We start from the raw sequence: 12303 nt of genomic DNA, 5'->3' as shown, positions 1-12303 counted from the left end.
CCGGCATACTCGTACGGGTGAGTACCGCAGCGCAGACCCGTAGCCTCCCCGTTCCCGACGGCCTGGAGGGCGAACGCCTCGACGCCGCCCTGGCCCGGATGTTCGGCTTCTCCCGGACCAAGGCCGCCGAGCTGGCCGCCGACGGGAAGGTGACGCTCGACGGCGCCGTCGCCGGCAAGTCGGACCGGGTCACCGCCGGCTCCTGGCTGGAGGTCGAGATCCCGGCGCCCGCCGCGCCGGTGCGGATCGTCGCCGAGCCGGTCGAGGGCATGCGCATCGTCCACGACGACGAGGACATCGTGCTCGTCGACAAGCCGGTCGGCGTCGCCGCGCACCCCAGCCCCGGCTGGACCGGCCCCACCGTGATCGGCGGGCTCGCCGCGGCCGGCTACCGGATCTCCACCTCGGGCGCCGCCGAGCGCCAGGGCGTCGTGCACCGGCTCGACGTCGGCACCTCCGGCCTGATGGTGGTCGCCAAGTCGGAGCGCGCCTACACCGACCTCAAGCGGCAGTTCCACGACCGGGTGACCGAGAAGAAGTACCACACGCTGGTCCAGGGCCACCCGGACCCGCTCAGCGGCACCGTCGACGCGCCGATCGGACGGCACCCCAGCTCCGACTGGAAGTGGGCCGTCACCCGCGAGGGCAAGCCGTCGGTCACCCACTACGACCTCATCGAGGCCTACCGGTCCGCCTCGCTGCTGGACATCAAGCTGGAGACCGGCCGCACCCACCAGATCCGCGTCCACATGTCCGCGCTGCGCCACCCCTGTGTGGGCGACCTCACCTACGGCGCCGACCCGACGCTCGCCAAGCGGCTGGGCCTGACCCGGCAGTGGCTGCACGCGGTGTCGCTCGGGTTCGAGCACCCGGCGGACGGCGAGTGGGTCCAGTTCACCAGCGAGTACTCCGCGGACCTGCGGAAGGCGCTGGACATCATCGCCTCGGAGAGCTGAGGAGCGCGGGGACGGCGGCGACGATCCGGGTGGCGCGGGGGGAGACCTCGACGCGACCTCGGAGCACCTGCTGGCGCTCGGCCCGGACGGTGAGCCGGTCGGGACCGCCCGGCTGATCTTCGGGGAGCAGGCGCTGAAGATCACCGGCGGGATCGAGGGGCGGGTGCTGCTCGGCCGGCTCGCGGTGCTGAGGACGGCCCGGGGGACCGGGCTCGGCGCGGACCTGGTCCGGGCGGTCGAGGCCGCGGGGTTGGCGCGCGGGGCGCGCGAGGTGGAGCTGCACGCGCAGGTGCGGGCGCTCGGGTTCTACGAGCGCCTGGGCTACGCGGCCGAGGGGCCGCTGTACGACGACGCCGGCATCCCGCACCGGACGATGACCCGGGCGCTGTAGGACCGGGTGCCGCGGGCCCGGGTGCCGCGGGGCTGCGGCCTCGGCGGTGGCTGTAGTGGTTTTATCGGACGCCTACTCCGGTGGCGGCTACGATCACCGCCATGGAGCTCGGAGGGGCGTGGCGCCGGTGGCGAGGCCGTGGGACGGCCGCCGGACGGAGACTGGTGGCCGGCGCGGTCGCCCTGGTGGCCGTGGCCGGGGTAGGGACGGCGGTGGCCGTCGCGGCGGGCGGTGAGCGGGCCGTCCGCCAGGAGGACCGTTTCCTCGCGATGCCCGAGACGCCCGGCAGCACGCAGGTCGTCCAGCTGGACACGTCCTTCTTCACCACCGGCGACAGCCCGCGCCCGGCCGTCCTGCTCGGGCACGGCTTCGGCGGCTCCAAGGAGGGCGAGCGGGAACGCGCCCAGGAACTCGCCCGGCAGGGGTACGCGGTGCTGACCTGGTCGGCGCGCGGCTTCGGGCGCTCCGGCGGGCGGATCGGGCTGAACGCGCCGGACCGCGAGGTCGAGGACGTCAAGCACCTGGTCGACTGGCTGGCGCAGCGCCCCGAAGTGCGGCTGGACGGCCCCGGCGACCCCCGGGTGGGGATCACCGGGGCCTCGTACGGCGGCGCGGTGGCGCTGCTCGGCTCGGCCTACGACAGCCGGATCGACGCCGTCGCCAGTGCGATCACCTGGTGGAACCTGGCCGACGCGCTGTTCCCGCAGGGGGTGCGCGGCTCGGGCGCGGTCGACGGCGTGTTCAAGAAGCTGTGGGCCGGGATCTTCTTCACCACCGGTTCGGTGGGCGAGCTCGGACCGTCCGGCGGTGCGGCGCGGCCGGCCCTGGCGCCCGAGCAGGGCGGCGGGCAGGTCGGCTGCGGCCGGTTCCTGGACGAGCTGTGCCGGATGTACGACCGGGTGGCGACCTCCGGGCACGCCGATCCGGAGGCCGTGGCGCTGCTCGACCGCTCCAGCCCGTCCTCGGTCGCCGCGCGGCTGAAGGCGCCCACGCTGGTGATCCAGGGCCAGCAGGACTCGCTGTTCCCGCTGGACCAGGGCGACGCGATCGCCCGGGCGGTGGCCGCCAACGGGGCCCCGGTGGCGGTGGACTGGTTCGCCGGCGGGCACGACGGCGCGACCGACACCAGTGACCGGGTGGACGCCCGGGTGGCGGAGTGGTTCGACCGGTTCTTGAAGAGTGATGGTCTGAAGGGTGACGGCCCGGAGGGCGACGGTGGTGCCGTCGCCGGCCCGGCGTTCCGGGTGACCCGGACCGGCGGGGTCGACTCGACGGGCTTCCAGGCGGTGCTGCGCGGAGCGACCGCGGACGCCTACCCGGGCCTCGGAGGCACCGGCTCGCGGCAGGTCGAGCTGAAGGCCCCCACCGGCGAGCCCGAGCAGGCCTTCGCCAACCCGGCCGGCGGCTCACCGCCCAACATCTCCGCGCTGCCGGGCTTCGGCGGCGCGCTCAGCCAGGCGTCCTCGCTGGGCGCCGGGCTCTCGCTGGACTTCCCCGGGCAGTTCGCCGCCTTCGAGTCGGCGGCGCTGGACGACGCGGTGCACCTGACCGGACAGCCGACCGTGCAGGTCAGGGTGCGGGCGGACCGGCCGGACGCGGTGCTCTTCGCCAAGCTGTACGACGTCGCCCCGGACGGCAAGCAGAGCCTGCCGCAGCAGCTGTCCGCGCCGCTGCGGGTGACCGGCGCGGACGCACCCGAGGGCCGTACCGTCACGGTGGCGCTGCCCACCGTCGACCACACCTTCGACTCCGGGCACCGGCTGCGGCTGGTGCTCGCCTCGACCGATCTCGCGTACGCCTCGCCCGTCGAGCCCGCCACCTACCGGGCGGCCGTCACCGGACCGCTGACGCTGCCGACCGTGGACGGGCTGGTCACCGAGGCGGCGCCGCTGCCGTCCCGGACCTGGGTGCTGCCGCTGGTCGCGCTCGCGCTGGCCGCCGCGCTGGTGCTGGCGCCGCGGCTGCGCGCGGCCCGGGCCGCGCGCCGGGCGCACGGACCGGCGTACGACCCGGAGCTGGCCGGGGTGCCGCTGCAGATCACCGGCCTGAGCAAGCGCTACAAGGGCGCCGCCGACCGGTACGCCGTCCGCGACCTGGGCTTCCGGGTGGAGCAGGGCCAGGTGCTCGGCCTGCTCGGGCCCAACGGCGCGGGCAAGACCACCACGCTGCGGATGCTGATGGGCCTGATCCGGCCGGACGCCGGCGAGATCCGGATCTTCGGCCACCGGGTGCGGCCCGGCGCGCCGGTGCTCTCCCGGGTCGGCGCCTTCGTCGAGGGCGCGGGCTTCCTGCCGCACCTCACCGGGCGCGCCAACCTGCGGCTGTACTGGCAGGCCACCGGCCGTCCGGAGGCGGACGCGCACCTGGAGGAGGCGCTGGCCATCGCCGGTCTCGGCGAGGCGCTGGACCGGGCGGTGCGCACCTACTCCCAGGGCATGCGGCAGCGCCTGGCGATCGCCCAGGCCATGCTCGGCCTGCCGGACCTGCTGATCCTCGACGAGCCGACCAACGGGCTCGACCCGCCGCAGATCCGCGAGATGCGCGAGGTGATGATCCGGTACGCGGCGGCCGGGCGGACCGTCATCGTCTCCAGCCACCTGCTGGCCGAGGTGGAGCAGAGCTGCACCGACCTGGTGGTGATGGACCGGGGCCGGCTGGTCACCACCGGCGCTGTCGCGGAGATCGTCGGCGCGGGCGCGCAGCTGCTGATCGGCACCGACGCCTCGTTCGGGGCGGCGGAGCTGGCGGCGGCGGCCGACAAGGCGGCCGCGCTGGACGGGGTCGGGTCGGCCGAGGCCGTGGAGGGCGGGCTGCTCGTCCGGCTGGACGGCATGGCGGGCAGTCAGCTGCTCGCCGAGCTGGTGCGGCTCGGGGTGCCGGTGGAGTCGGCCGGGCCGCAGCGCCGGCTGGAGGACGCGTTCCTGTCGCTGATCGGAGGTGCGGCGTGAGCGCCGTGATTGCTGACGGGTCGGCCGATCACGCGGCCGGCTACCGGGCCGGGCGGACGCTGCCGTTCCGGGTCGAGGTGGTCCGGCAGCTGCGGCGGCGCCGGACGCTGGTGGTCGGCGGGGTGCTGGCCGCGATGCCGCTGCTCGTCCTGGCGGCGTTCGCGGTCGCGGGCACCCCCGGGCGGACCGACCGGACCACGTTCATCGAGCTCGCCACCTCGTCCGGGCCGAACTTCGCGGTGACCATGCTGTTCATGGGTACCGGCTTCCTGCTGGTGATCCCGGTCGCGCTGTTCTGCGGTGACACGGTGGCCTCGGAGGCCAGCTGGTCCTCGCTGCGCTACCTGCTGGCCGCGCCGGTGCCGCGGGCGCGGCTGCTGGTGCGCAAGTTCCTGGTGGGGCTGCTCTTCTCGGCGGCGGCCGTGACGCTGCTGCCGCTGGTCGGGCTGGCGGTCGGCACCGCGGCGTACGGCTGGGGCGACCTGCGGCTGCCCGCCGGGGCGAGCCTGACCGCGGGGGAGGCGCTGCCCCGGCTGGCGGTCGCGGTGGCGTTCGTCTTCCTGAGCGAGATCGTGATCGCCGCGGCGGCGTTCTGGCTCTCCACCGCCACGGACGCGCCGCTGGGGGCGGTCGGCGGGGCGGTGTTCGCGTCGATCGTCACCGGGGTGCTGGACGCCATCACGGCGCTCGGGGACCTGCGGGCCTGGCTGCCGGCGCACTGGCAGTACGCGTGGGCGGATGCCCTGCAGCCGCGGATGGAGTGGGGCGGCATGGTGCAGGGCGTCTCGCTGTCGCTGTCCTACGCGGTGGTGCTGTTGGCGCTCGCCTTCCGGGGGTTCACCCGCAAGGACGTGGTGTCGTAGGGGGTCGCGGGACGCCGTCGCCCGGTGGCTTCGGGCGGCCGGACGGCAGGGGCCCCGCCCTCCGGGGGCGGCCGGAGGGCGGGGCCGGGTGCGGTGGTGGCTACTTGACGGGGGAGTAGACCCGTTCGATCCGCTGGGTGCCGGACTTGGTGCGGTAGGAGCGCGTCCACTTGCTGGTGGCGTCCTTGCGGGTCCGGTCGGAGAGGACGTAGTAGTCCATCTGCGTCTGGGCCGGGGTGACCTCCAGGACGCCGTAGCCGTGCGAGTCCAGGTCGACCCACTTGACGTGCGGGTTGGCGGCCTTGATCGCGGTGGCGGCGACCAGCGAGAGGGTCTGCGGCGCGACCTTGAGGACGTCGTCGATGTTGTCCGAGGTGACCGAGGTGACCACGAACTCGGTGGCGGCGCTGCCCGACAGCGGGTAGGTCGCGGCCTCGTTCGGGACGTCCGACGCCCAGGCCGAGTGGATGTCGCCGGTGAGGAAGACGGTGTTGGTGATGCCGTTCGCCTTGAGGTGGCCGAGCAGCTCGCGGCGGTCGTGGGTGTAGCCGTCCCACTGGTCGGTGTTGATCGCCAGGCCCTCGCCGGGCAGGCCGAGCAGCTTGGCCAGCGGGCGCAGCAGGTAGTCCGGCAGCGAGAGGAACGCGACCGGGGAGATCATCACCTCGTTGCCGATCAGGCGCCAGGTGGTGTCGGAGGCGGAGAGGCCGGACTTCAGCCAGTCCATCTGGGCGCGGCCGGTGATGCTGCGGTCGGCCGAGTCGACGTCGCCGTTGCCGACCTTGACCTGCTGGGAGCGGAACGAGCGCTGGTCCATCAGGTGCAGGTCGGCGAGCTTGCCGTAGCGCAGGCGGCGGTAGGTGGTGCCGGCGATGGAGGGGCGGACCGGCATCCACTCGAAGTAGGCCTGCTTGGCGGCGGCGACCCGGGCCGCCCAGTCGCCCTCGGTGCCGGGGGTGTGGTTCTCGGCGCCGCCGGACCAGGCGTCGTTGGCGAACTCGTGGTCGTCCCAGATCGCGATGGCCGGGACCTGGGCGTGCAGCGCCTGGAGGTCCTCGTCCGTCTTGTACCGGCCGTGGCGGGTGCGGTAGTCGGCGAGGGTGAGGATCTCGTGGGCGGGCGCGTGCGGGCGGACCACGGAGCCGGCGGCGCAGAACTCGCCGGTCCTGTACTCGTAGATGTAGTCGCCGAGGAAGAGGAAGGCGTCGAGGTCGCCGCGGGCCGCCAGGTGGCGGTAGGCGGAGAAGTAGCCGGCCTCCCAGTTGGCGCAGGACGCGACGCCGAAGCGGAGCCGGTCGAGGGCGGCGTCGGCGGCCGGGGTGGTGTGGGTGCGGCCGACCGGGGAGGTCGTGGCGCCGGCGGTGAAGCGGTACCAGTAGGCGGTGTCCGGGGCGAGGCCGCGGACGTCCGCCTTGACGGTGTGGTCGGTGGCGGCGGAGGTGGTCACGGTGCCGCTCGCCGCGATCCGGGTGAAGCCCTTGTCGGCGGCGAGCTCCCAGCGGACCTCGGTGTCGGTGCCCAGGCCGGAGCCGGGGACGGCCTCGGGGGCCGGGGTGACGCGGGTCCAGAGCAGGATCCCGTCGGGCAGCGGGTCGCCCGAGGCGACGCCGTGCAGGAACTGCGGGGCGGTGGCGGCCTGGGCCGTGGCGCCGAGGGTCAGCGGCAGGGCGGCGGCGCCCGCCACGGCGGCGGTGGCCTTGAGCACCTGGCGGCGGTGTGGGCGGGCGGCGGTCATGTCATTGACAAGGTCAGTCACGGCCGACAGGCTACCGGTGGGTAACGATCTGTTCCATAGGGTGAACTGACTGTTCGTCGCCGATTCACCGGTGCGTGAGGTCGCGCCATCCCGCCGGGTGGGCGCGGCCACCTGGCGGCCATGCGCGATGATGGGACGGTTCCCCGCCCGCTGCAAGGAAGTTCCCCCCGTGGCCCAGATCCTGCTCCTGCACTCCGCCTACGGCCTGCGCCCCGCCGTCCACGCCGCCGCCGACCGGCTGCGCGCCGCCGGGCACACCGTGCACACCCCCGACCTCTACGAGGGGCGCACCTTCGACGACGTCGAGGAGGGCATGGCGTACAAGGAGGAGCTGGGCAGCGACGAACTCCTGCGCCGGGCGGTCGGCGCGGCCGCCCCGCTGCTGGCCTCCGGCGCCGCCCTGGTCTACGCCGGCTTCTCGCTCGGCGGCTCGCTCGCCCAGAACCTCGCCCTCGCCGACGAGAACGCCCGCGGCCTGCTCCTCCTGCACGGCACCTCCGACCTCCGCGAGGACGCGGCCACCGCCATCCCCGTCCAACTGCACGTCGCCGAGCCGGACCCGTTCGAGCCGGAGGACTGGCTGAACGCCTGGTACCTCAACATGCGCAAGGCCGGCGCCGACGTCGAGATCCACCGCTACCACGGCGCCGGCCACCTCTTCACCGACCCGGAGCTCGCGGACTACGACGCCGAGGCGGCGGAGCGGACCTGGGCGGTGGCGCTGGACTTCCTGGCGGAGCTGGACGCCTAGCCTGTGGCCCTCCCGGCGCAGGAAGTCGGCCCGGCCGACTTCCTGCGCCGGGAGGGCATCGAGACTCTGAGGGGAGAACGGGAAACGGCCCGGCCGAGGCCTGTGGGCGTGATCGTTGGTCGATGACGTGACACGGCCGCTCTCGGACTACCTCCGGTAGAGCTGCTGGATGTGCGGGTCCCGGGGCGGGGGAGGATGGGGGTGTGACGAGGATGAGTGATGGGCGGTATGCGCCGGCGGGGTCGTTGATCGGGATGGTGCAGCGGGGGCGGGGGCTCGGGGCGCGGATGGTGGCGGAGGATCCGCGGGGGGCTGCTGGGGTGGTGGAGGGGTGTGTTCGGTGGGACTGGCGGTGGGATGACGCCGATCAGCGGGCGGTGTATCTGGCGCGGCTGGTGCGGGACGCCGGGGTACGGGTGGAGACGGCGGGGGAGGCCGAGGGGCGGCGGCATCAAGAGGACGTAGCGGTGGAGGGGGACGTCGGGGCGCTGGTGGAGCGGCTGGAGCGGGAGTGGGTGGAGCGGCGGTGGTGCGGGCCGGTGCGCACCGCGCGGGCGCTGGCGGGGTTCGGGGCGGAGGCCGGGGGTGCGGCGTCGCTGCTGCGGCGGTTCTGGTTGTGGACGCCGCACTCGCACGAGCGGGTGGGGTATCTGGAGGCACTGGCGGCGATCGATCCGGCGGGGTTGGGCGGGATCTATGTGGAGTGTCTTTGGGACTGTGAGGAGGACGCCCGGTTGCTGGGGGTGGAGCGGGCTCCGGACGGTGTGGAGGTCAGGGAGAGGTTGAGGTATTTGGAGGGGGACGAGGTGGAGACGGCAGAGGTCAGGGCCGCTGCCGGGGACCGGCTGGCGGCCCTGACCCGAGCGGGCTCAACGGTGTCGGTTCCCTCGCGGTGAGTGCGTGCGGGGAGTCGAGTGGCCGAAGGTTAGAGTGGGAACGTGAACGCGTGAATGACGGTCCGGGCCCGGTTATCGGCTCGGACCGCATCTGTTTCCGGGTACCCGCCGTGACCTGCGCGTTCGCCGGCCCGCCTGTCTGTACCGAGCCTACGGAGGCCCCGCCTTGAGCGATCAGCCGTTCGCGCATCTGCACGTCCACACCGAGTACTCGATGCTGGACGGTGCCGCCCGGCTGAAGCAGATGTTCAAGGAGGTCGAACGGCTGGGGCAGACCCATGTCGCGATGACCGACCACGGCAACATGTACGGCGCGGCCGAGTTCCACAAGCAGGCGACCGCCGCCGGCATCACCCCGGTGATCGGCATCGAGGCGTACGTCGCCCCGGAGTCCCGCTCGAACACCAAGCGCATCCTGTGGGGCCAGCCGCACCAGAAGAAGGACGACGTCTCGGCGTCCGGTGCCTACACCCACAAGACCATCTGGGCCCGGAACAAGGAGGGCCTGCACAACCTCTTCAAGCTGACCTCGCGCTCGTACGCCGAGGGCTGGCTGGTCAAGTGGCCCCGGATGGACAAGGAGCTGATCTCCGAGCTGTCCGGCGGCCTGATGGCCACCACCGGCTGCCCCTCCGGCGAGCTGCAGACCCGGCTGCGCCTGGGCCAGTTCGAGGAGGCGCTGCGGTCCGCCGCCGAGTACCAGGAGATCTTCGGCAAGGAGAACTACTTCCTGGAGCTGATGGACCACGGCCTCGGCATCGAGAAGCGGGTCCGCGACGGGCTGATCGAGATCGGCCAGAAGCTCGGCATCCCGCCGGTCGTCACCAACGACTCGCACTACACCACCGAGGCCGACGCCGGCGCCCACGACCTGCTGCTCTGCGTGCAGACCGGCAAGAACCTCTCCGACCCGGACCGCTTCCGGTTCGACGGCACCGGCTACTACATCAAGTCGGCCGCCGAGATGTACGCGCTGGACCAGTCGGACGCCTGGCAGGAGGGCTGCCGCAACAGCCAGCTGCTGGTGGCCTCGCGGGTCGACACCGAGGGCATGTTCCAGTTCCGCAACCTCATGCCGCGGTTCCCGATCCCGGAGGGCTTCGAGTCCGAGGCGGACTTCTTCAAGTCCAAGGTCTGGGAGGGCATGGACTGGCGCTTCCCGGGCGGGTACGACGAGGAGCACAAGAAGCTCGCCGAGTACGAGATGGACACCATCATCCAGATGGGGTTCCCGGCGTACTTCCTCGTGGTCGCCGACTTCATCATGTGGGCGAAGAGCCAGGGCATCGCGGTGGGCCCGGGCCGCGGTTCGGCGGCCGGCTCGCTGGTCGCGTACGCCATGGGCATCACCGACCTCGACCCGATCCCGCACGGTCTGATCTTCGAGCGCTTCCTCAACCCCGAGCGCATCTCCATGCCCGATGTCGACATCGACTTCGACGAGCGCCGGCGCGGTGACGTGATCCGGTACGTGACGGAGAAGTGGGGATCCGACAAGGTCGCCATGATCGTCACGTACGGCACCATCAAGGCGAAGGCCGCCATCAAGGACTCCTCGCGCGTCCTCGGCTACCCCTACGCGATGGGTGACCGGATCACCAAGGCGATGCCGCCGGACGTCATGGGCAAGGGCATCCCGCTGTCCGGCATCACGGACAGCAGCCACCCGCGCTACAGCGAGGCCGGCGAGATCCGCGGGCTGTACGAGACCGACCCCGACGTGCGCAAGGTGATCGACACCGCGCGCGGCATCGAGGGCCTGATCCGCCAGCCCGGGGTGCACGCGGCCGGCGTCATCATGTCCGCCGAGCCGCTGACCGACCACATCCCGGTCTGGACCCGGCACACCGACGGCGTCACCATCACGCAGTTCGACTACCCCACCTGCGAGGGCCTCGGCCTTCTCAAGATGGACTTCCTCGGCCTGCGCAACCTGACGATCATGGACGACGCCGTCAAGGCGATCGAGAAGAACAAGGGCATCAAGATCAACCTTCTTGATCTGCCCCTGGACGACAAGCCGACCTACGAACTGCTGGCGCGCGGTGACACGCTCGGCGTCTTCCAGCTCGACGGCGGCCCCATGCGCTCGCTGCTGCGCCTGATGAAGCCCGACAACTTCGAGGACATCTCCGCCGTGCTGGCGCTGTACCGGCCCGGCCCGATGGGCGTCAACTCGCACACCAACTACGCGCTGCGCAAGAACGGGCAGCAGGAGATCACCCCGATCCACCCGGAGCTGGAGAAGCCCCTGGAGGAGGTGCTCCGGCCCACCTACGGCCTGATCGTCTACCAGGAGCAGGTGCAGAAGGCCGCGCAGATCCTGGCCGGCTACTCGCTCGGCCAGGCCGACCTGCTGCGCCGCGCCATGGGCAAGAAGAAGAAGGAGATCCTGGAGGCCGAGTTCGTCCCGTTCCGGAAGGGCTGCCGGGAGCGCGGCTACTCGGACGCGGCGATCCAGGCGGTCTGGGACGTCCTCGTCCCCTTCTCCGGCTACGCGTTCAACAAAGCGCACACGGCGGGCTACGGGCTCGTCTCGTACTGGACGGCGTACCTCAAGGCCAACTACCCGGCCGAGTACATGTCCGGCCTGCTGACCTCGGTGAAGGACGACAAGGACAAGTCGGCCGTCTACCTCAACGAGTGCCGCAAGATGGGCATCAACGTCCTGCCGCCGGACGTCAACGAGTCGGACGCGGACTTCACCCCGCACGGTGACACCACCGTCCGGTTCGGCCTGACCGCCATCCGCAACGTCGGCGGCCCGGTCGTCGAGTCGATGATCCGGACCCGCAAGACCAAGGGGAAGTTCTCCTCCTTCCCGGACTTCCTGGAGAAGGTGGAGTCGGTGGTCTGCAACAAGCGGACCGTGGAATCGCTGATCAAGGCCGGTTCCTTCGACTCGCTCGGGCACACCCGCAAGGGCCTCACCGCGCAGTTCGAGCCGATGATCGACAACGTCGTCGGCATCAAGCGCAAGGAGGCCGAGGGGCAGTTCGACCTCTTCGGCGGCGACACGACGAGCGACGAGCCGAGCTTCGGGCTGGACGTCGTGTTCTCCGAGGAGGAGTGGGAGAAGTCCTTCCTGCTCACCCAGGAGCGGGAGATGCTCGGCCTGTACGTCTCCTCGCACCCGCTGCACGGCATCGAGCACGTGCTCGCCGACAAGGCGGACTGCGCGGTCGCGGACCTCGCCGAACGGCCGGACGGGACGATCGTCACCATCGGCGGCATCATCTCGGGCCTCCAGCGGAAGATGACCAAGCAGGGCAACGCCTGGGCGATCGCGACCGTCGAGGACCTCGCGGGCTCGATCGACTGCATGTTCTTCCCGGCCAGCTACCAGCTGGTCTCCTCGCAGCTGGTCGAGGACACGGTGGTGTTCGTCCGCGGCAAGCTGGACAAGCGGGAGGACGTGCCGCGGCTGATGGGCATGGAGCTGACGGTCCCGGACCTGTCGAACGCGCACGCCGAGGCGCCGATCATCATCAACATCCCGAGCGCGAAGGTGACGCCCCCGCTGGTGGCGCGGCTCGGCGAGGTGCTGAGCAGCCACCGGGGGACCACGGAGGTGCGGGTCCGGCTGGAGGCGCGGAGCAGGACGACGGTGCTGCGGCTCGACCGGCACCGGGTGAAGTCGGATCCGGCGCTGTTCGGGGACCTGAAGCAGCTGCTCGGGCCGAGCTGCCTCGCGGGCAACGGGGCGGGATAGCGGATCCTCGCGGGGCGCCCGCACCCGGCC

The 12303-nt window shown here is 72.3% G+C and carries 7 protein-coding genes and 1 pseudogene; 7 read left to right on the top strand and 1 reads right to left on the bottom strand.

The genetic code is table 11. The features are described from left to right. Positions 1 to 17: 17 nt before the first annotated feature. The 4 genes and pseudogenes from ACFCLZ_RS11200 to ACFCLZ_RS11185 all read left to right on the top strand — a co-directional run bounded on the left by ACFCLZ_RS11200 (position 18) and on the right by ACFCLZ_RS11185 (position 5158). On the top strand, positions 18 to 956 hold the full coding sequence (locus ACFCLZ_RS11200) for an RluA family pseudouridine synthase (protein WP_380284727.1): 939 nt from the start codon (positions 18 to 20) through the stop codon (positions 954 to 956). A gap of 49 nt (positions 957 to 1005) precedes the next feature. Then, positions 1006 to 1347, top strand: a pseudogene (locus tag ACFCLZ_RS11195) (GNAT family N-acetyltransferase); the annotation flags it as partial. A gap of 101 nt (positions 1348 to 1448) precedes the next feature. Then, complete coding sequence (locus ACFCLZ_RS11190) at positions 1449 to 4295, top strand: alpha/beta fold hydrolase (RefSeq protein WP_380284726.1); 2847 nt, start codon at positions 1449 to 1451, stop codon at positions 4293 to 4295. After that, positions 4292 to 5158, top strand: coding sequence for an ABC transporter permease (locus ACFCLZ_RS11185; RefSeq protein WP_380284725.1), 867 nt, complete (start codon positions 4292 to 4294; stop codon positions 5156 to 5158). The genes ACFCLZ_RS11190 and ACFCLZ_RS11185 overlap by 4 nt, the downstream gene beginning before the upstream one ends. 100 nt (positions 5159 to 5258) lie before the next feature. On the opposite strand, the gene ACFCLZ_RS11180 is transcribed toward ACFCLZ_RS11185, so the two are convergent. Then, on the bottom strand, positions 5259 to 6893 hold the full coding sequence (locus ACFCLZ_RS11180) for an alkaline phosphatase D family protein (protein ID WP_380286140.1): 1635 nt from the start codon (positions 6891 to 6893) through the stop codon (positions 5259 to 5261). A gap of 151 nt (positions 6894 to 7044) precedes the next feature. Between ACFCLZ_RS11180 and ACFCLZ_RS11175 the strand changes: the two genes are divergently transcribed. From ACFCLZ_RS11175 to dnaE, 3 genes are all read left to right on the top strand, one after another. Further along, on the top strand, positions 7045 to 7665 hold the full coding sequence (locus ACFCLZ_RS11175; protein WP_380284724.1) for a dienelactone hydrolase family protein: 621 nt from the start codon (positions 7045 to 7047) through the stop codon (positions 7663 to 7665). A 203-nt stretch (positions 7666 to 7868) separates the two neighbouring features. Beyond that, complete coding sequence (locus tag ACFCLZ_RS11170; protein ID WP_380284723.1) at positions 7869 to 8561, top strand: hypothetical protein; 693 nt, start codon at positions 7869 to 7871, stop codon at positions 8559 to 8561. 166 nt (positions 8562 to 8727) lie between these two features. Further along, positions 8728 to 12273: a DNA polymerase III subunit alpha gene (gene dnaE, locus ACFCLZ_RS11165; protein ID WP_380284722.1), complete on the top strand. Its 3546-nt coding sequence runs from the start codon at positions 8728 to 8730 to the stop codon at positions 12271 to 12273. The last annotated feature ends 30 nt before the right edge of the window (positions 12274 to 12303 follow it).

Origin of the sequence: Kitasatospora purpeofusca, from assembly GCF_042691725.1 — a bacterium.
GTDB lineage: Bacteria > Actinomycetota > Actinomycetes > Streptomycetales > Streptomycetaceae > Kitasatospora > Kitasatospora purpeofusca_B.
The sequence above is the reverse complement of the archived record's forward strand: the minus strand, read 5'-3'. Positions and strand labels throughout refer to the sequence as shown.